Consider the following 19,302-nt stretch of genomic DNA (forward strand, 5'->3'; position numbering starts at 1 on the left):
AATACGGTTTAAAACCACCGTTAGTATATATACCCACAGGGCTTTTTACAATTCTTGTTTATTTAGAGATGTTTGCGAATTAGCCAATAGTATTATATTTAATTAATACCGAATATTTATTATACATATATGCATAATGTTTATAAAAATTGACTTTAACCCCCTCTTTCACGTTAAAATGAGAAGATGTGCTTAAAACAGATTTCAGAACTTTAAAATCTAAAAATCAGAATAGATATCTTAATAGGAGATACATAACGATGGCAGATAAAAAAGCCACAGTCCAAATTGATGGACTAGATCCAATCGAACTTCCAATTTATCAAGGCACTGCTGGCCAAGATGTAATCGACGTACGTACGTTAGGTTCACACGGTCACTTTACTTATGACCCAGGTTTCATGTCGACTGGTTCTTGTGAATCTGCAATCACCTATATTGATGGTGGTAAAGGTGTACTACTTCACCGTGGTTACCCAATTGAGCAATTAGCTGAAGACTCAAATTACATTGAACTTTGTTACTTACTTTTAAATGGTGAGTTACCTTCTAAAGAACAATATGAAGTTTTTAAGAATGAAATCACTACAAGCACTATGCTTGACGAGAAGATTGCTAACTTTTTCCAAGGTTTCCGCTTTGACGCTCACCCAATGGCAATGCTTTGTGGCGTAGTAGGTGCATTATCATCTTTCTATCATGAAGACCTTGATATTACTGATGCTGAACAACGTAAAACAAGCGCAGTTAAGCTTGTTGCTAAGTTACCAACAATCGCGGCAATGGCTTATAAAACAAATATCGGCCAACCGTTTGTATACCCACGTAACGATTTAAGCTACGCAGAAAACTTCTTACACATGATGTTCTCTGTACCTGCTGAAGAATATAAAGTTAATCCAGTAACTGCAAAAGCAATGGATAAAATCTTTATGCTTCATGCAGATCATGAACAAAATGCATCAACTTCAACAGTTCGTCTTGCTGGTTCATCTGGTGCTAACCCGTATGCATGTATTGCAGCTGGTATTGCATCTTTATGGGGCCCTGCTCACGGCGGCGCTAATGAAGCATGTTTAAACATGTTAGAAGAGATTGGCTCTGTTGACCGTATTGATGAATACGTAGCTAAAGCTAAAGATAAAGCTGACCCGTTCCGCCTTATGGGCTTTGGACACCGTGTTTACAAAAACTTTGACCCACGCGCTACAGTAATGCGTCAAACGTGTCACGAAGTTTTAGCTGAGCTGAATATCCAAGATCCACTTCTTGATATTGCTATGAAGCTTGAGCAAATTGCGCTTGAAGACCCATACTTTGTAGAGAAAAAACTATACCCTAATGTAGATTTCTACTCTGGTATTATCTTAAAAGCGATTGGTATTCCAACAAGCATGTTCACTGTAATCTTTGCAATGGCACGTACTGTTGGTTGGATCACTCACTGGGATGAGATGCTATCTCAACCTGGTCATAAGATCAGCCGTCCTCGTCAACTTTATACTGGTTACACTCAACGTGACTACGTATCAACTGACAAGCGTTAATTAACGTTGGTTAGTTTAAAAAGGCCGCATTTTGCGGCCTTTTTTATTAACAACACTTGAGAATTATCATAAACCGATTACAATTCCTGCCTTAAAAACACTATGTAGATGAGCCATGCTTGCTTTAAAGTTTGATATAAATAAAATTAGAAACGACTTCCCAACATTAAATCAAACAATAAACGGCTGCCCGCTTGTTTATTTAGACTCAGCAGCAACCTCACAAAAGCCTCAATCAGTTATAGATACAATTACTGAATTCTATACGTTTCAAAACGCTAATGTACACCGTGGACGGCATACACTTAGCGAGCAAGCAACTTATTCATATGAACAAGTACGGGATAAAACTGCAGAATATTTCAATGTATTTAGTAAAGAGATTGTATGGACTAAAGGCGCTACAGAAGCCATTAACTTGGTCGCTAACGGATTAAAAAAGCGCTTAAATGAAAGTCATACCATAATGATATCTCCGCTTGAGCATCATGCAAACATAGTGCCTTGGCAAATAGTGAGTCAACAAACGGGTGCTAAATTAATAGCGCTTCCACTAAATAAAAATGGCACGCTGAACACCAAAGAATGCTGTAAATTTATAAAAGAAACAAAACCTGCCCTATTAGCTATTACACAAGCATCTAACACACTGGGTAATATAACCGATTTAAAACCACTAATTAGAGCTGCAAAAGACGTCAATTCTCTTGTTTTAGTCGATGGTGCACAAGGTGCACTGCATTTAAAACCCGATTTACGTGAATTAAACTGTGACTTTTATGTCTGCTCAAGCCATAAAATGCTCGGCCCAACAGGATTAGGTGTGCTTTATGGTCGATATGAGCAATTAAATACCCTTGATATTTACCAATCAGGTGGGGAAATGATCGATAAAGTGTACTTAACTCACAGTACTTATCGTCCTGCGCCTGCAAAATTTGAAACTGGAACACCAAATATCTCTGGAGTTTTAGGCTTTGGTGCCGCATTAGACTATTTAAATGAATTAGATCACGCAAAAATCCAGCAATATGAGCAAAAATTGTTTAGTTATGCCGCTCAAAAATTGGTAAAGGTTGATGGTATTACAATATATAGCAACCTATCTGACAATATTGGTACACTCTGCTTCAACTTAAATGATGAACATCCTTATGATTTGGCAACTTTACTTGACGGGTACGGGGTTGCAGTAAGGAGTGGACACCATTGTACACAGCCATTAATGACACATTTAGGGCTTAATGGAACGCTAAGAGCGAGCTTTTGTTTTTATAATACCTATGAAGATGTAGATATATTCATTGATTCACTTAAAAAATGTATCGCTTTACTGGACTAAACGTCACTTTAATAGAATTAATTAGGATAACTCATGACAAATACGTTTAACAAAGTCACAGAATCTATAAAAAATGCGCCCGCTTGGCAGCAAAAATATCGTGAGATAATGCTTTTAGGAAAAACTTTACCTGTTTTAGCTGATGTTTTGAAGACTGATGATGCACTTGTACCAGGCTGTGAAAGCAAAGTATGGATGTTTGTTGAATTTGATTTAACAGAAAATACACTTGTTGTAATTGGTGACTCAGATACACGTATAGTAAAAGGATTATTAGCCATTATTTTAGCGCTTTACAATGGCCTCACACCAGAGCAAGTAGTGAATAAAAATGCGTATGAAGAATTTGAAAAGCTCGGCCTTATAAGCCACTTAAGCGCATCACGTGGTAATGGTATTAAAGCCATGGTTGATAAAATACAAACCATGGCACAACACAAGCTTAGTTAGCAAAAACTAAGCTTGCGAGCGTTGTTTTTTATCTAGATATTTACGCACCGCTTTTGCCGCAACAAAAAAGCCGAAGCTTCCTGTGATCATAGTCACAGATCCAAAACCATTATTACAATCCATATTCATCGAGCCATCAGCACTTTGCTTAGCATGACATACGCTGCCATCGCTTCCTGGGTAAACCAATTGCTCTGTTGAGTAAACACAATCAATATTAAACTTACGTTTAGGATTATTACTAAAATTATACTGCTTACGCAAAATATAACGTACTTTTGCAAGTAATGGGTCTTGCGTAGTTTTAGCTACATCACCAAAAGTTATTTGGCTAGGATCTGTTTGCCCGCCAGCACCACCGGTAGTAATTATAGGAAGTTTATTACGTTTGCAATGCGCTATTAATGCTGCCTTTTCTTTAACTGCATCAATACAATCAATCACATAATCAAAACCTTGAATATGCTCTTGAATATTATCAAGCGTAATAAAGTCATCTATTACATTAACTTGGCACTGTGGATTAATAAGCTCGCAGCGCGCTTTCATTGCATCTACTTTAGCTTGACCAATAGTGCCCGTTAACGCATGAATTTGTCTATTGACGTTAGTCGCGCAAATATCATCCAAATCAATCAATGTTATTTTACCAACACCAGTACGTGCAAGTGCTTCTGCTGTCCAGCTCCCTACACCACCAATCCCTACTACACAAAAATGTGCTTCTTGAAGCCAATCAAACTGTTGATGACCATATAAACGTTTAATACCACCAAAACGTATATCTGTAACTTTTTCGCTCATTTACCAATCCAGTTGCCATGGCGATTGCCATGCTTGAAAATCTTGATGTTTAATTAACGCCAAATACTCATCACCATTATCGGGTAATAAAGTTAGCTGTATTTGTTCACCTTGCCATAAAAAGCTCAATGCATATGCATGTAAATAGGTACGATTTGATGGCGTGCCTGAATACATTGCATCGCCTAAAATAGCAGAGCCAATACTTTTTAGTGCCACTCTTAATTGGTGTGTCTTTCCTGAGTAAGGCTTTAAAATATACCCTCTAAATCCCGGCTTATAGCTTAGCGAATAAAATCGGGTGATTGCAGGGTTAAGTGTACTAGTGAGTAACTTAAACGAGCCACGGCGAGACTTAGCCATATCGCCTTTTATCCACCCCTGCTTCTTTTTTGGTTTAGCATCACTAATCGCTAAATAAAATTTAGCAATTGCATGCTCAGTAAACATAACAGTAAAGGTGGCCGCAGCGGCTTTGTTTCGCGCTAAAATAATCAGCCCTGATGTCACTTTATCTAAACGATGAACGGCATAAAGCTTTTGCGATAATTGTTGTTCGGCTAACACAACAAAGCCGGGACCATCTTCTGAATGAAAATTAAGACCCGCTGGCTTTTCTAAAATATAAAAATCGTTATGTGTATAAACAACTTTTAATATCTTACTTACTTGTTCACTCACGCGTTTGTACTTTTAATATGCGCTATCACTTTAGCTAAGTCATCGGGCGTATCAACTCCAGCATGGGGTGCTATTTGAGCTTGCTCTATTTTGATTTTATAACCATGATACAACACACGTAACTGCTCAAGCGATTCAAGTAGCTCAAGTGGCGATACGCTCAATTCTATATATTGTTTAATAAAACCCGCTCTGTACGCATAAATACCTACGTGGCGCTGAAATGGCGCTAAATTAAGAGCACTGCTGTCATTCATCATTGTGCTTCTATCAAACGGAATACTTGCACGAGAAAAATACAGCGCATTTTTATTTATATCGCTAACCACTTTAACGGCATTAGGATTAAATACTTCATCACGCTCTTCAATAGCAACACTTAACGTTGCCATTGGTGCTGTTGAATCACTTAATAGTGCAGCAACTTGGGATACATTTTCTGGCGCAAGTAAGGGCTCATCGCCTTGTACATTAACCACAATTGTATTGCTGTCGAGATCAAGTAAATCAACTACTTCGGCTAAACGCTCAGTACCCGATTGGTGATCTTCGCGAGTCATTACAACATCACTAGTAAATAAACTTACTGCATCAAACACTTTTTGATGATCGGTTGCTATAACCACTTTACTTGCACCTGATAAACATGCTTTTTCGTAAACATGTTGAACCATTGGCTTACCGCAAATATCAGCAAGCGGCTTACCAGGTAGTCGGGTTGATGCAAAACGTGCAGGAATTACAACTACGAATTCCACTTTTCAACCTCTTCTAAAGATAACTCACGTGCTTCGTTTTCAAGCAATACTGGAATATCATCTTGAACGGGGTAAGCAAGCTTAGCTGCAGTACTAATTAGTTCGTTGTTTTCTCTATCAAAGCGTAATTTACCCTTACAAACTGGGCAGGCAATTATCTCGAGTAATTTTGTATCAAAGGCCATTGAGTATTCCTTTTTCTTTTAATAATGAATTTAATGTGTTTATTACGCTATCGGAGGGCTCTGCATCTACAGGTAAATAATACCAATTAGGTTTTGCAAAGGACTTACATTTAACCGCGTCTTTTTCGGTCATTATAATGCAATCATCACCAAACTGAATAAAATCATCTGCTGTATAAGCATAATGATCTCTAAAATGATGAGTCGACAATAGCTTAATATTTTGTGCTTCTAATGAGTTTTCAAACCGTTTTGGGTTCCCAATTGCACTTATTGCATGCGCCTCGCTTACGTTACTTTTTGCATCATCACTTGAATTAACTAAGCGAAGGTTACTTACTTGCAGCACGTAGCTATTATTAGCCTCACCGCCATTTTCAATTACTATATCAACACTTTGTAAGCGTTTAGTTGTTTCGCGTAGTGGCCCTGCGGGCATAACAAAACCATTGCCAAAGCGGCGTTCACTATCAACAATACAACACTCAATGCTACGAGGCATTTTATAATGCTGCATCCCATCATCAGAAATAATGACATCTAGCGTATAATTTTTTTCTAATAAATCGATATTGTGTTGTCTATTAGGGCCAACAGCTATTGGGCACTTTAAACGATGGTATAAAAGCACAGGCTCATCTCCAGCCTGTTGGGCGTCAACAACTGAAGTGACTAACAGCGGGTAATTATCTGATTGCCCACCATAACCTCTACTAATAATACCCACTGATAAACCTTGCTCGGTCAGATACTCATACAACCACAAAACAAAAGGTGTTTTACCATTACCGCCAACGCTTATATTGCCGACTACAATAACAGGCGTTTTGCACTCAAAAGGTTTAAGTATTTTAGCGCTGTATAAGTATTTTCGAAATGCCGATACAACCCAAAACAAAGCACTTAATGGTAATAACAATAAAGTAATTAGACCAAATGGTTTATACCAGCTTTGCTCTATTTTGCTCACGCCTGATCACCAAACTGCATTTTGCAAAGTGCTGAATAAGTACCGTCATTTGCTAATAAGCTACTATGATCGCCACTTTCTATCACACGACCGTTATCAATAACATAAATTCGGTCACTGTTTTCAATAGTAGATAAGCGATGTGCTATAACAATAGAGGTTTTATCTTTCATTAGCGTTTCTAACGCTTGCTGAATAAGCTTTTCTGATTCGGTATCAAGCGCTGACGTTGCCTCATCTAAAATCAAAATAGGTGCATCTTTTAATATTGCACGCGCTATCGCTATTCGCTGGCGTTGACCACCTGAGAGCATTACCCCATTTTCGCCTACCATGGTGTTTAATTGCTCTGGCAAGTCTTTAACAAATTCCCACACGTGCGCTTGTTTGGCAACTTGTTCTAACTCTTCAACAGACACATCGTGCTTTATGCCATAACAAATATTGTTGGCAATCGTATCGTTAAATAACACAACCTGCTGAGAGACTAAAGCAAATTGGCGACGCAGATCAGTTAATTTATAGTCCTGCAGTGCTATGCCATCAAGTAATATTTCACTCGGTAACTCTAAGTCATAGTAGCGGGGTAACAAGTTAGAAATTGTGGACTTACCTGAGCCTGAGCGTCCTACTAAGGCAATACTTTCACCTGCCTCAATCGTTAGCGACAAATCGTTTAATACGGCTTCATCTTTCGTTGGGTACTTAAAGGTTACGTTCTTAACTTCAATTAAACCTTTAACTTTATCAACCGAAACAGTGCCTGTATCTTTTTCCATTTCTTCGTCTAAAACTAAAAATATACTTTGCGCTGCAGAGATACCACGTTGCATATCACTATTCACATTGGCAAGTTGTTTTAGCGGACGCAATAACATCATCATTGAGGCAATTAATGCCATGAAGTCACCAGATGTAATCGTATCAATCATTGATGGCAACGACACCGCCCACAAAATAACTGCCATGGCACTTGCCGCTAAAATTTGAATTATAGACACACTAAGCGCTTTAGTTGCGTCCATTTTGATACGTTGCTGACGATTATGATTATTAATTTTCGAGAAGTGATTAATCTCTTGATCTTGACCACCAAAACCATGAATAACTTTATGTCCGCTCAGCATTTGTTCTGAGCTACGGGTAACTTGCCCCATGGCAGATTGAATGTTTTTAGAAATGTGGCGAAAACGTTTAGAGACGACGGCGACAATAATAGCAACAAGTGGGATGATCACTAAAAATATCAGTGATAATTTCCAGCTGGTATAAAACATTACCGCAAGTAAAAATACAACAAATGCACCTTCTCGAACCACGATTAGCAACGCTTTGGTTATTGCTTGTTGAACTTGTTCTGTATCAAATGTGATTTTTGAAATTAAATCTCCCGTTGAGTTTTTGTCATGAAAAGAAACGGGTAAGTGCAATATGTGCTCAAATAACTCTTGGCGTAAAGAACGTACAACTTGGGAGCCTACATAACTTAAGCAGTAAGAAGACATAAAGTTAAAAACACCACGCCCTAGAACTAACGCGATAACGACAAAAGGTGCGTACTTTAAAACTTCTGTATTACGCTGGTTCAAACCTTGATCAATAAACGGCTTCATTAATTGAATAAATAAAGCATCCATTGCTGAATAGCCTATCATCCCAATAATTGCGACAAATGCGACGCTTTTGTAAGTGCCAACATACGAGACAAGACGTTTATAAATTTGTGTAGTACTTTGATCCATAACACTCTCTAAATACAGTAACAATCTGTATTGTATCCTCCGATGAGATAAAACTAAACGTCAATCTTTGATAAACCAGTAACTTTCCTGCCCTCTTGCTGTTTCTATAGCCAAATTCTTTGCATAAAATTTAATACTAATTTGCCCTTCAACGCCTGTCGTAAATTGCTGAGCGTTTATTTGGTTATAACGTTCGACGACAAGAGGCTTGGGGAATTCCCACTGCCCTTTATAGGCACTTGAATGAATAACTACTTGGGGAGCAACGTTATTTATAAAATTAACACTTGAGGATGTATCGCTGCCATGATGCGGGCTTAACATTACTGTACTTTTCAACGATTTATTATCCGCTAATAGCGATGCTTCACGCGCCTTTGATATATCACCGGTAAATAACACGCTATGAGTATTACTCGATATTCTAACAACGCATGAATCATCATTTTTATTTCCAAACCCTTTTGTACTAAAGCTTTGTACTTTTAATCCAGCAAAATCAATGTTTATGACTTCACATACATTATGTGTATTTTTAGGATGAAATTGTTGTAATGTTTCACCAAAGCCAGCATCTATGAAATGTTGTAATCCTCCAGCGTGATCATTATCTTCATGACTTAGAATCGCTGTTTTCACTGTTAAATTATTTGCTTTAATATAAGGCAATAAAATACTTCGCGTACGGCTAAAGCGATTGAAATAACTGGGGCCAAAATCATAAATAAGCACTTGTTTATCTTTTTCAATTAATGCCATAAGTCCATGCCCTACATCAAATACATGTAGTTGCCACTTAGGCTTTTCTGTTAGCCAATAATTTAATAAAAGCGTTATTGCTGGAATAAAAGCGAGCCATTTATAAGGAAGAAAATAAACCATCAACATAATAATATAAGTAAAAACGACAAATATTGAGTCAATTCTGCCAGTCGTTATCCACCTTAACGATTCTGGTATTTCATTAAGCAATTTAAATAGCGCATATAAGCCAGTATCAAACAGGTTTATTAAAATACTTATATCTAAGAAAATACTCAGTAATGTAAAAACAATTAAAAAAGGTAAGATAATGATTGAAAGCAGCGGTATAGCAATTAAGTTTATTATCAAACCCGCAATACTTACCCCATTAAAAAAATAGAGTGAAAGTGGCAATAAACCAATAAATAACGCTATTTGAATAACAAACAGTGAAATAACTTTGTTTTTTATGCGAGTGTTTAATATTGGTAATTTATTAATAACTGTAAAAATGATAGCAACAGCTAAAAATGAAAAGTAGAGACCTGGATTGAGTAAATTAAATGGGTTAACAATAAGAACAATAACCAAGGAAAATAAAATGCTCCGCCAACGCAGCGGCTGCTTAGCAAGAAAATACAATAATAAATAACAACCCAGCATGATAAGCGCTCGCGTTGCCGATACTAAAAAGTCACTTAAGTACACATAAACCAAGGCTACTAAAAATCCGCATGAACTGTAATAAAGAGTCAGGTTGAATGATTGCCCGATCGAAGAATTAATTTTTCCAAAAATGAATCGAGTAAATAGATAACCGAAGCTAAAAATCAAACCAATATGTAACCCCGATATAGCAAGTAAATGACTTAGCCCAAGAGATTGCATTAATTGTTTATCAGCGTAGCTCATCAAAGATTTTTCACCGCTAAGCAATGCATAATAGAGCCACTGTAGTTTTGTATCCGTATAAGTGTTTTTAAGGAAGTGTTGATAATCTAAAATTATGCTTTGTTTGTCGCTATTTATAATATTAAGATTTTTATTAAGCACTTTACCTTTAAATAATATTCTACTTATAAAAGCATAACGTTCATTATCAAATACATTAAAATTTTTATTACTACGAAAATGTTTTAAATGAATTAAAGCAGAAAATTCATCACCTACTATTAAAGGCTGTGCAGAATTAACACTGAGCATTGCTTTGGGTGCTCTAAAATCCGAAAAATTACTCCCTTCTAATGCCACTATTTTAACTTTAATATATTGAGGTTTTTTGTCAGAAATAACCTCTTCAACAATTAATGTAGAATCAAGTGCATACTTTTCATCCGGTTTTGGTATTTCAAAACTATAAAAAACGTAAAAATGCAGACCAACGAAGCAAATTGCACAAATAAAGCCTAACAATACATTTAAAAACGGCTTAAAATAAGCGCTCACTATAACAATGAAAATTGTAAATACTGTAAATTCGAGAGTTTGATAATAAAATACGGTTGCTATACAGCCAATTACAAACCCAAGACTTATCCACACTGATGTAAATGGTTGCTTTAAATGGCTAAAAAAACGATCCAAAGATTTTTACCTGATCCAAATAAAATTAGACATCATAAATCACTAAGAATATTTGGACGCCTTTTACAAGATGCAAATCTTTGGCATTTAAATAGACGTTCTGCTCGAGGTGCATTTGCAGTCGGGTTATTTTTTGCTTTCATCCCTGTTCCTTTTCAAATGGTTTTAGCAGCAGCCGGCGCTATATTATTTAGAGTTAATTTACCTATCTCAGTAGCATTAGTATGGCTTACAAACCCTCTAACTATGCCACCTATTTTTTATGGCTCATACTTAGTGGGTACATTAATACTTAATCAGCCTGAGCAACACTTTGTATTTGAAGCTAGTTGGTCTTGGTTTCTTGAGAGCATAGAAACTATTGGTCCTGCATTTTTACTAGGTTCGTTAGTATGTGCTTCTATTGCATCAATTATCGGCTATTTTGGTATTGATATTATTTGGCGCCGTTCTGTTAAAAAGGCATGGTTATCGCGAAATAATTAGTAGCGTTAAAGCTAAATAATAATTATAAGATTCATGGCAATCCTAATCTTATAAAATATTATAGACGAAAAAAAACCAACTTTATTAAGTTGGTTTTTTTATAATCAATATTATTAAACTTTAAAAGCGAAATATACGTCTTAAGCCAACTAATGGTAATAGCAATAATGTATACCAAGGAAAGCTAGCAGAGTTACGCTCATACACTTCTGCTTCTACTGGAGCACAGTTTTCTACTTCACCATTTGCAATTGGCGTTAACTTAACTGCAACTGCAATACTTTCGTATTCAATTTCACCATTGATATCAGTTACAACACCGCCTAAAGAATCAAGTTTTTCAACTGTCTTAGTCGCAGTACCAAATATTTCATTATTTTCATTGATAGCTGTAGCTTCAGCCATAGTATAAGCGTAATCAGTTTCACCGTCCGTGTCATAACAAGGCAGTAAATCGTTTAGATTAGTGATTTTATCATCACCAATTTTGTAAATAAACGCTTCTTTAAGTCGTGAGCTATCAGAAACACCCACTTCCCCTTCGCCTACAATATATCCTTTATTATTTATATCGTTGCCATAAGAACTTGAGCTTGAAAAATAATCAGTTGGAAAAACTGTATTACCTGTTTCAATGTCATGATAGAAGAATTTATTGCGAAGTGTGCCTTCAATACGCTTAGTCGCATAACCTGTAATTACATCATTATCATTAATAGCAATTGACTTACCAGACTGCCAGTCATCTTCTTGATTGATAAAGTCAGTAACTGCACCATCTTTAAAATAAACTGGCATTGTAAGAATCGCATCATCATTTTTGTAATAACGCGTATTTGATGAACCTACAATTGTACCGTTGTTATTCACTGCTAAAGCAGTACTCGTAAATGCGTCATCTTCCGTTTCACCTTCATCAGGTGTAAGTGCCATACCAAGCTCTTCAACAGAAATAATATTTAACGATTCATCAAGTTCCCATTTAACAGCACGCTTATTAAATAAGCCTCGTGTAATGTTAGAATTTAATAAATTGATACATACTGATGTTGGTTCGTCTTCATTATCACAGTTATCATCAATATTATCTTGTTTGTCATCAGGAATACTTGTAGAGATATTACCTACAACAGTGTAACCACTATTTGTTTTGACTATATCGTTAGCGCGGCTTGTGCCACCGTATTCATTAAACTCAGGCTCTAACTCAACACTTATACTGCCATCAGCGCTTATTACAATCCCACGTTCTATAAACTCATGAGTGAACCACGTTTCTGCATCATCTTCATCATCAGGTGTAAAAGAAACTTTATCGTATGGAGCGCTACCCCACCCAACTGTAACGCCATCTTCACTTACAGCATTAAGAAGATTAATAGTTGAACGAGTTAATCCGTCATAATCAACAGAAACTACATCAAAAAGAGGTTGTTCAGTAATCACCGATTCGTTAAATTTAATACCAACCAAAGAACTCATCTTTTGATATTCAAAGTTTGACGGAATCCCCAAATTCGAATTTGCCAAAAAGCTAACCATAAAAGTATGAGCATCAGGATTAGTACTTACGGCGTCATTGTTTTCAATATCATTAAGCGTAAAAGTAATTGCTTTATCACTTAGTTCATATGCTGCTTCAGCGCTATCATAAGCACTTTCAATAACATTTTCTGTAAAATCTATATAGCTGATATCAATAGGTAAATTGTATAAACCATTTGCGAAACCAATAATATGCCCGCTTTCGCTTACATCTGTTACATAAGAATATTTAGCGTCTTCAAGAGTCCCTAATTCACTTAACTGGTACGTAGCACTTGTTGCTGAAGTGCTTAATGTCGCTAAAATACTGGCAGCGAGTAATTTATATTTCATTTTAGTCCTTACTACTGATTCTGTAATTCTTCAAGTTCTTCCCAGCGCTCAAGCGCAGCTTCAAGGTCAGACTCAAGTTGTGCCAAATGGTTCAATGCTTTAGTTGTTACATCACTCTCTTGTTTAAAAAAGTCTGAGTCACTAACTACAGCTTGTTGAGCTTCAATTTCAGCTTCTAGTTTTTCCATTTTATTCGGTAGTTGCTCTAATTCAAGTTTTAATTTGTAAGAGAGTTTATTTGTTTTAGCTGCAGGTTTAGCAACTGGAGCGACTACTTTTTCAACTTTTTTTACTGGTTGCTGCTGCGTTTTTTTTTCTTGTTCAGCTAAATAGTTAACGTAAGCCTCATAGTCGCTATAGCCACCTACAATATCTGTAACTTTACCGTTACCTTCAAACGCCCATACACTTGAACATGTATTATCAATAAATTCACGGTCATGGCTTACAATCAGCACTGTACCTTGGTATTGATTAATGATGTCCTCTAGTAACTCTAACGTTTCAATGTCCAAGTCATTCGTTGGCTCATCGAGAACAAGTATATTAGATGGTTTTAAAAACAGTTTAGCTAATAGCAGTCTATTTTTTTCACCACCAGAGAGTGCTTTAACAGGGGTTCGAGCGCGTGCTGGAGGGAATAAAAAGTCTTGCAGGTAACCTAAAACATGGCGTGAACGACCGCCCATCATCACTTCTTGTTTACCTTCGGCAACGTTATCTTGAACTGTTGCTTCTTCATCAAGTTTTTCACGGTATTGGTCAAAGTAAGCAAACTCTAAATTAACACCTTGCTTAGTAATACCACTATCTGGTTCTAAATCACCAAACATTAGTTTTAATAGTGTTGTTTTACCAATACCATTTGGGCCTACTAGACCGATTCTGTCACCGCGCATCACCAGTGTAGAAAAATCATCAGCAATAACTTTGTCTTTAAATGCATGACAAAGATTCTTAGCTTCAAATACTAACTTACCAGAGCGATCTGCTGTTTCAATATTGAAATCAGTTTTACCAACTTGGTCAACACGTTGCTTACGCTCTGTACGAAGCTGTTTTAACTCACGAACTCTACCTTCGTTACGCGTTCTACGCGCTTTAACACCTTGGCGGATCCATGTTTCTTCTTCGGCTAAACGCTTATCGAACAATGCATTTTGCGCTTCTTCTACTTTTAAATCATGCGCTTTTTGCTCTAGATAAGTCGCGTAATCACCAGGGTACGAAATAAGCTTACCACGGTCTAAATCTAAAATACGCGTAGCAACAGCGCGAATAAACGCACGGTCATGCGATATAAATACGATTCCGCCCTTAAACTCTTTTAAAAATTGCTCAAGCCACATGACGCTTGCCATGTCTAAATGGTTTGTTGGCTCATCAAGTAATAATAAATCAGGCTCACTGACAAGTGCACGTGCAAGTGCTACTTTACGTAACCAACCACCAGAAAGAGACTCAAGTTTAGCTTCTGGCGTTAATTCTAATTGTGTTAGTACTAATTGAATTCGGCTATCAAAGCGCCAGCCATCAGCCGCTTCTAATTGATTTGATAAACGTTCAAGCTTGTTTAATAACTTATCAGTACACACTGTTTGCAACTCATTACTTACATGATGAAAATCAATGAGTAAGTTTGCAATCTCAGGCATACCTTGCGCAACGTAATCAAATACAGTGCCATTTGCGCCTTTTGGTGGATCTTGTTCTAAACGAGAAATTCTAATCCCGCCTAGCTGATTTATTTCACCATCATCTAATACAACTTCGCCATCAAGCACTTTTAATAGAGTTGACTTACCCGCGCCATTTCGACCAACAACACACACTCTTTCGCCACTTTCTATAACGGCATCTGCTTTGTTAAGCAAAGCATGCGTACCAAAAGCAAGTTGTGCTTTTAAAATTCTAATTAAATCCATAGTTCTTATTTGCTCTTATTCTGCTTGTGCTAAAAATTCGCGCACAGTGTGTAAAGTAAAAGGCCAAAATAATTGCTCGCCTTTTTCACTTTTTAATACAGGAATAGTAATTTGATACTCAGCTATAAGCTGCTCATCAGTCATAATATCGATTAGTAATAACTCACTCGTATTACTAAGTACCTCAGTGATAAGTTGCTCAGCTTGCTCGCACAAGTGGCAACCATCAGTGTGGTATAAAACCCATTTAGCCATGTGTGATTAACCAGCTATTATGGATTTTTTTATTACGTTTAAAGTCTGGTGATAACGTTTTATCTGAAATATTAATGGCTTTTAAACCTAAACCAATCAGACCAACTTCATCTATCACAAAGCCACGTTTGTTATTAGAGAAAATTAAGGTACCTGATGGGCTTAAAATCTTTTTAACCCACGTTAATAATTTAATGTGATCGCTCTGTACATCAAACGCGTCTTTCATACGTTTTGAGTTTGAAAACGTTGGAGGATCTAAAAATATCAAATCATATTGCGCCGTTGCGTGCTCTAACCATTTTAAACAATCAGCTTGTTCAAAACGGTATCGTGTATTACTAATACCATTTAAATCAAAGTTATCTTGGCCCCATTTTAAGTAGGTCTTTGATAAATCGACTGTAGTAATGGCTTTAGCACCACCAAGAGCAGCATGTACAGAAGCTGTACCTGTATATGCAAAAAGGTTTAAGAAACGTTTATCTTTAGCATTTTCTTGAATATAACAGCGCATTAAGCGATGGTCTAAAAACAAGCCTGTGTCTAAGTAGTCAAATAAATTAACTTTGAACTTAGCACCAAACTCTTCAACAACCATAGTACGGTTTTGTTTAGACATAGCGGTGTATTGATCTTCGCCCTTCTGCTTTTTACGTACTTTTACAGCAATGTTTTCAGGTGAAATCTCAAGCTGTTGAGCCGTTAAACTTATTACATCTTGCAGGCGTTTTTCTGATGTTTTTTCGTCTATTTCTTTAGGCGCTGCATATTCAAAAATTACAGCAGAGTCACCGTAAATATCTACAGCAACATTGTATTCAGGAATATCCGCTTCATAGACGCGATAAGCGTCTATTTTATTTTGTTTAAGCCAGTTTTTTAAGCCTTGTTTATTCTTTTTCAATCTATTTGCAAATGATGTTGAGCCTTCAAAATTGAGTGCTTTTTTGTCATCTGTGGTCAAACTTACTTGCTTATCATCTAATTGATATAAGTTAAGCTCAACATCTAATGGGCCATTTTTAAATTTATAACGCTTAAGGCGCACAAGTTTTAAAAGTTTAAATAGGCTCTCGTCCATACCCAATAAGGCAAGTTTCCAGTGATTGAAGTGCTTTTTAAAGCCAACGCCTAAATTACGGTGTAAATCAACAAGCTCAGCCATAGAGCCAATACGCTCACCATAAGGTAAGTTTGAAATTACAACACCCGGTAATTTTGCAACAGCTGTAAGTTTAGTTGCATCACTTTGCTTAAACTTAATCACGTCGTCAAGCTCTGCACGTTTAGCATTATCAATTGCTTTACTTAATACTTGCTCATCGTAATCGTGGCCAATTAACCACAATTTAGGATCAGTAATATTAGCGAGTAACTCTTCTTTAAGCTCTTTAAACTTAGCGGCTCTAAAACTGGGTAAACGCTCAAAAGCAAAACCTTCACGGAATAATCCTGGCGCTTCGTTTCGCGCCATACCGGCAGCTTCTATCAAAATAGTACCCGCACCACAACATGGATCGAATAAAGGCTGTTTTACATTTTCAAGCCAGCCACTTCGCTTAATTAATGCAGCAGCTAAGTGCTCTTTAATTGGCGCTTTACCTTGGCCTTGGCGGTAACCACGTTCTGACAAACGAGGACCTGAATAGTCAATATACATCGATACGCCGTAACGATTTAATCGTGCAACTACGCGCACGTTAGCATCTTGCTTATCAACGTTAGGACGTTGCTCGTATAAATCATTAAAATAGTCAACAATCGCATCTTTGATTACAAGACCCGAAAATTGCGTGTTTTTTAATGAGTCATTGGTACCGTTGAAGTCGACAGCGAATGTTTGCGTAGGTCCAAACCATTCTTGCCAAGGTTGCGAGCGCGCAAAATTATACAGGCTATTTTTGTCATCTACGCCTTCTTTTTCTTCAATAAGCATAAGCACACGCGTTGCAAAACGAGTTGATAAACAAACCTTTTGCGCAAGTAATGAGTCAGCCTCAAAACGAACAGAACCAACAGTTTGCTTAGACACGGTTGCGCCAAGTTCTGTTAGTTCATCAACCAATAAATTTTCGATTCCGATAGAAGTAAGTGCGATAAATTGCAAAGTAATAACCCTTAATAGCTAATTGCGCAGGATTATAACATAGGTTGGGCGACAAACACGCCATAAAGACACGCTTAAGACTTAAATTTGGTTAGGCGGTTTGACTTTGATATTGCTGATTTAGGATGGGGTGGACTCGATTATTCAAAATACGGATTACTTCAAATTGCGCTAAAGATAAGTTTTCGTCTAATTTAAAGGTTTCACTTAAATTCAAACAAATAGATGCATCAGGACAATGCTCTACAATTAAAAAATCACCTGACTGCGCTTTAGATGTTAATTTTACTATTGCCTCTACGCTTGGCTCTGTCCCGGTATATTCTTCAAAAAACCAACTTTTTGCTAAAACGGGTTTTAAGTGATACTTAACAGCAGTAGCATTTAATGATATTTGACAAATTTGAGCCGCAGACCACAATTCAAATCCATCCAGATAATTATAAACTTGTTCGTAAAATGCAGCATCTTCGAGACTAAAACGTGGATTTTTAAAAACAGAATCGGTGAGCTGTCTTAATTTATAAGGCGTGCATAATTGCATGTCGTCATTTAAATCAAGTAACAAACGATTTTTATCAGGACAAGTAATCCACTGCCATTGCTTTGATGCTTGTAACATTTACTCCTCCTTGGGTATGTTGAATAATTATTGCTCAGAGTATAACCGCTTTTGACCACTTTTAAAATGTTTGCTTAGAACATTTAGCTAACGATCAAAAGCTTAGATAACTGATCCTTATAAGCCGTTAACGATCGACTTTACCAATTGTGGACCTTTGTAGATGAACCCAGTATAAACCTGAACTAAATTTGCGCCTGCATCTAACTTTTCTTTTGCAGATGTAGCATCATCAATACCGCCGACTCCGATGATTGGTAGCTGACCTTGTGTTAAGCGTTTTAGTTCACTTACTACCTCTGTAGAGCGCATTCTAACAGGGTGACCTGATAAACCGCCCGCCTCTTGTGCATATTGCTGCCCCATGACTGCGGCTCGTTCAAGCGTTGTGTTTGTGGCAATTACACCATCAATTTTATTATTTAAAAGTGACTCACTTACTTGCTCTATTTGTATTTGATCGAGATCCGGTGCAATTTTTACAAGCATAGGAACTTGCTTATTATGCTTTGCAATTAAATCTAACTGTTCATTTTTAAGACTTTGCAATAAATCATCAAGTGCAGCACCATATTGTAAATCACGAAGCCCTGGGGTATTTGGTGATGAAATATTTACCGTAATATATGAGGCATGCTCAAATACTTTACGCATACAATGAATGTAGTCATCTTTACCTTGCTCGTTAGGTGTATCTTTATTTTTACCAATATTGATACCGAGTATGCCACTGTACTTTGCTGCTTTTACATTTTCGACTAAATTATCAACACCTTTATTATTAAAACCCATACGGTTAATAATTGCGTTTGACTCTGGAAGTCTAAAAATACGTGGCTTGTCATTACCAACTTGAGGACGCGGTGTAACCGTTCCAACTTCAATAAAACCAAATCCCATTTGACTAAATGCATCTATACATTCTGCATTTTTATCCAGGCCAGCGGCAAGCCCTACTGGATTTTTAAATTCAAGACCTAAAAAGTTTACGGGTTTATCTGAAACACTTTGTGACCAAGCTATATTTAGAGGCGTATTAGCAAAACGACGAAGATTATTAAGTGCAAACTCATGCGCCCACTCCGCATCACGGGTAAACATAAAACGGCGAGCTAAATCATAAAACATCAATATAATCCTCTTTTTAAATTTCAGACAAAAAAATACCTCAGACAAGGCTGAGGTATTGTATAACAATTTTAACAATCAGTTATTTATT

The 19,302-nt window shown here is 36.8% G+C and carries 17 protein-coding genes; 4 read left to right on the plus strand and 13 right to left on the minus strand.

The genetic code is table 11. From position 1 onward, the window contains the following. Positions 1-260 precede the first annotated feature (260 nt). The 3 genes from GQR39_RS06975 to GQR39_RS06985 all read left to right on the plus strand — a co-directional run bounded on the left by GQR39_RS06975 (position 261) and on the right by GQR39_RS06985 (position 3,339). On the plus strand, positions 261-1,547 hold the full coding sequence (locus GQR39_RS06975) for a citrate synthase (protein WP_007586875.1): 1,287 nt from the start codon (positions 261-263) through the stop codon (positions 1,545-1,547). A 115-nt stretch (positions 1,548-1,662) separates the two neighbouring features. Further along, entirely contained in the window at positions 1,663-2,889 is a 1,227-nt protein-coding gene (locus GQR39_RS06980) for a SufS family cysteine desulfurase (protein ID WP_165735202.1), read from the plus strand. A gap of 33 nt (positions 2,890-2,922) precedes the next feature. After that, positions 2,923-3,339 carry a SufE family protein gene (locus tag GQR39_RS06985; RefSeq protein WP_008172666.1) on the plus strand — a complete coding sequence of 139 codons (417 nt, stop codon included), beginning with the start codon at positions 2,923-2,925 and terminating at the stop codon, positions 3,337-3,339. Positions 3,340-3,345: 6 nt separating this feature from the next. Here the strand turns inward: GQR39_RS06985 and tcdA are convergent, their stop codons facing one another. Genes tcdA through GQR39_RS07020 form a run of 7 tightly spaced genes read right to left on the minus strand, consistent with a single transcriptional unit; the run spans position 3,346 to position 10,807 of the window. Next, entirely contained in the window at positions 3,346-4,143 is a 798-nt protein-coding gene (gene tcdA, locus GQR39_RS06990; protein ID WP_024592579.1) for a tRNA cyclic N6-threonylcarbamoyladenosine(37) synthase TcdA, read from the minus strand. Further along, positions 4,144-4,824 (minus strand): TIGR01621 family pseudouridine synthase, encoded by a 681-nt coding sequence (locus GQR39_RS06995; protein WP_165735203.1) that lies wholly within the window; start codon positions 4,822-4,824, stop codon positions 4,144-4,146. Next, a complete protein-coding gene (kdsB, locus tag GQR39_RS07000) occupies positions 4,821-5,582 on the minus strand; it encodes a 3-deoxy-manno-octulosonate cytidylyltransferase (protein WP_024589197.1) in 762 nt (253 codons plus the stop codon). The genes GQR39_RS06995 and kdsB overlap by 4 nt, the downstream gene beginning before the upstream one ends. After that, complete coding sequence (locus tag GQR39_RS07005; RefSeq protein WP_002961789.1) at positions 5,570-5,767, minus strand: Trm112 family protein; 198 nt, start codon at positions 5,765-5,767, stop codon at positions 5,570-5,572. The genes kdsB and GQR39_RS07005 overlap by 13 nt, the downstream gene beginning before the upstream one ends. Beyond that, on the minus strand, positions 5,757-6,737 hold the full coding sequence (gene lpxK, locus GQR39_RS07010; RefSeq protein ID WP_165735204.1) for a tetraacyldisaccharide 4'-kinase: 981 nt from the start codon (positions 6,735-6,737) through the stop codon (positions 5,757-5,759). The genes GQR39_RS07005 and lpxK overlap by 11 nt, the downstream gene beginning before the upstream one ends. Continuing rightward, entirely contained in the window at positions 6,734-8,479 is a 1,746-nt protein-coding gene (gene msbA / locus GQR39_RS07015) for a lipid A export permease/ATP-binding protein MsbA (RefSeq protein ID WP_165735205.1), read from the minus strand. Before msbA ends, lpxK begins: the two co-directional genes overlap by 4 nt. Positions 8,480-8,539: 60 nt before the next feature. After that, a complete protein-coding gene (locus GQR39_RS07020; protein ID WP_165735206.1) occupies positions 8,540-10,807 on the minus strand; it encodes a DNA internalization-related competence protein ComEC/Rec2 in 2,268 nt (755 codons plus the stop codon). Here GQR39_RS07020 and GQR39_RS07025 point away from each other — a divergent pair. Beyond that, positions 10,787-11,293, plus strand: coding sequence for a DUF2062 domain-containing protein (locus tag GQR39_RS07025; RefSeq protein ID WP_007586895.1), 507 nt, complete (start codon positions 10,787-10,789; stop codon positions 11,291-11,293). The genes GQR39_RS07020 and GQR39_RS07025 overlap by 21 nt on opposite strands. A gap of 120 nt (positions 11,294-11,413) precedes the next feature. Here GQR39_RS07025 and GQR39_RS07030 read toward each other — a convergent pair whose 3' ends face one another. The 6 genes from GQR39_RS07030 to pyrD all read right to left on the minus strand — a co-directional run bounded on the left by GQR39_RS07030 (position 11,414) and on the right by pyrD (position 19,211). Next, entirely contained in the window at positions 11,414-13,171 is a 1,758-nt protein-coding gene (locus GQR39_RS07030) for a DUF3466 family protein (RefSeq protein WP_121954899.1), read from the minus strand. An 11-nt stretch (positions 13,172-13,182) separates the two neighbouring features. Further along, positions 13,183-15,096, minus strand: coding sequence for an ABC transporter ATP-binding protein (locus GQR39_RS07035; RefSeq protein WP_165735207.1), 1,914 nt, complete (start codon positions 15,094-15,096; stop codon positions 13,183-13,185). Between the two features lie 15 nt (positions 15,097-15,111). After that, positions 15,112-15,351 (minus strand): glutaredoxin family protein, encoded by a 240-nt coding sequence (locus GQR39_RS07040; RefSeq protein ID WP_007586898.1) that lies wholly within the window; start codon positions 15,349-15,351, stop codon positions 15,112-15,114. Beyond that, positions 15,344-17,461 carry a bifunctional 23S rRNA (guanine(2069)-N(7))-methyltransferase RlmK/23S rRNA (guanine(2445)-N(2))-methyltransferase RlmL gene (rlmKL, locus tag GQR39_RS07045; RefSeq protein WP_165735208.1) on the minus strand — a complete coding sequence of 706 codons (2,118 nt, stop codon included), beginning with the start codon at positions 17,459-17,461 and terminating at the stop codon, positions 15,344-15,346. The genes GQR39_RS07040 and rlmKL overlap by 8 nt, the downstream gene beginning before the upstream one ends. A 91-nt stretch (positions 17,462-17,552) precedes the next feature. Then, positions 17,553-18,083, minus strand: coding sequence for a cell division protein ZapC (locus GQR39_RS07050; protein ID WP_007586900.1), 531 nt, complete (start codon positions 18,081-18,083; stop codon positions 17,553-17,555). A gap of 117 nt (positions 18,084-18,200) precedes the next feature. Then, the gene (gene pyrD, locus GQR39_RS07055) at positions 18,201-19,211 is read right to left on the minus strand and encodes a quinone-dependent dihydroorotate dehydrogenase (protein WP_165735209.1); all 1,011 of its coding nucleotides are present in this window, start codon (positions 19,209-19,211) and stop codon (positions 18,201-18,203) included. Between the last annotated feature and the right edge of the window lie 91 nt (positions 19,212-19,302).

Origin of the sequence: Pseudoalteromonas sp. C8, assembly GCF_011378685.1 — a bacterium.
Lineage (GTDB): Bacteria > Pseudomonadota > Gammaproteobacteria > Enterobacterales > Alteromonadaceae > Pseudoalteromonas > Pseudoalteromonas arctica.

Excerpts from the sequence above, each read along its gene's own strand:
- GQR39_RS06975 (WP_007586875.1), top strand. The coding sequence starts at position 261 with ATGGCAGATAAAAAAGCCACAGTCCAAATTGATGGACTAGATCCAATC.
- GQR39_RS06980 (WP_165735202.1), top strand. The coding sequence starts at position 1,663 with ATGCTTGCTTTAAAGTTTGATATAAATAAAATTAGAAACGACTTCCCA.
- GQR39_RS06985 (WP_008172666.1), top strand. The coding sequence starts at position 2,923 with ATGACAAATACGTTTAACAAAGTCACAGAATCTATAAAAAATGCGCCC.
- tcdA (WP_024592579.1), bottom strand. The coding sequence starts at position 4,143 with ATGAGCGAAAAAGTTACAGATATACGTTTTGGTGGTATTAAACGTTTA.
- GQR39_RS07005 (WP_002961789.1), bottom strand. The coding sequence starts at position 5,767 with ATGGCCTTTGATACAAAATTACTCGAGATAATTGCCTGCCCAGTTTGT.
- msbA (WP_165735205.1), bottom strand. The coding sequence starts at position 8,479 with ATGGATCAAAGTACTACACAAATTTATAAACGTCTTGTCTCGTATGTT.
- GQR39_RS07025 (WP_007586895.1), top strand. The coding sequence starts at position 10,787 with ATGGCTAAAAAAACGATCCAAAGATTTTTACCTGATCCAAATAAAATT.
- GQR39_RS07030 (WP_121954899.1), bottom strand. The coding sequence starts at position 13,171 with ATGAAATATAAATTACTCGCTGCCAGTATTTTAGCGACATTAAGCACT.
- GQR39_RS07035 (WP_165735207.1), bottom strand. The coding sequence starts at position 15,096 with ATGGATTTAATTAGAATTTTAAAAGCACAACTTGCTTTTGGTACGCAT.
- GQR39_RS07040 (WP_007586898.1), bottom strand. The coding sequence starts at position 15,351 with ATGGCTAAATGGGTTTTATACCACACTGATGGTTGCCACTTGTGCGAG.
- GQR39_RS07050 (WP_007586900.1), bottom strand. The coding sequence starts at position 18,083 with ATGTTACAAGCATCAAAGCAATGGCAGTGGATTACTTGTCCTGATAAA.
- pyrD (WP_165735209.1), bottom strand. The coding sequence starts at position 19,211 with ATGTTTTATGATTTAGCTCGCCGTTTTATGTTTACCCGTGATGCGGAG.